The sequence below is a fragment of the Streptomyces sp. SID1328 genome, from assembly GCF_009865595.1.
Taxonomy (GTDB): Bacteria; Actinomycetota; Actinomycetes; order Streptomycetales; family Streptomycetaceae; genus Streptomyces; species Streptomyces griseoluteus.
Map to the genome: position 1 here is coordinate 1 of NZ_WWKH01000694.1, position 374 is coordinate 374.

1 protein-coding gene is annotated in these 374 nt (G+C 81.3%); it reads right to left on the reverse strand.

What is annotated here, in order from left to right:
- Positions 1-374: anti-sigma factor (locus tag GT030_RS22010; RefSeq protein WP_202460406.1), on the reverse strand; the 374-nt coding region annotated here is incomplete at both ends.

Below are 374 nucleotides of genomic sequence, written 5' to 3' on the forward strand. Positions count from 1 at the left end.
CCCTCGGACGGCGAGGCGACGACGGCGAGCGCGCGGCCGTGTCCGTCGGTCCCCGCCGTGGCGCGGGCGTCGGGAGCGGCCAGAACGTGGGCGATGTCACGTGCGCGCGCCCGCTCGGCGGCGAGCCGTCCCTCGGTGCGGTGCGCCTGGACGGCGAAGAGCGAGGCGACGACCAGGGCGGCGGCGGCCGTCACGGTGGCGAACGGCACGAACAACGGGCGCGGCCCGGCCCGCCGGGCGCGGGCGGGCGGCGGCTGGACTCCCCATACGTGCGGCGGCAGTTGGGCGGTGCGCGGCCGGCCGGCCGGGGCCGGTTCCTGCGGGGTGGTGCGTACGGCGGCCAGGACGCGTTCGCGCAGGGCGGCCGGGGCGGG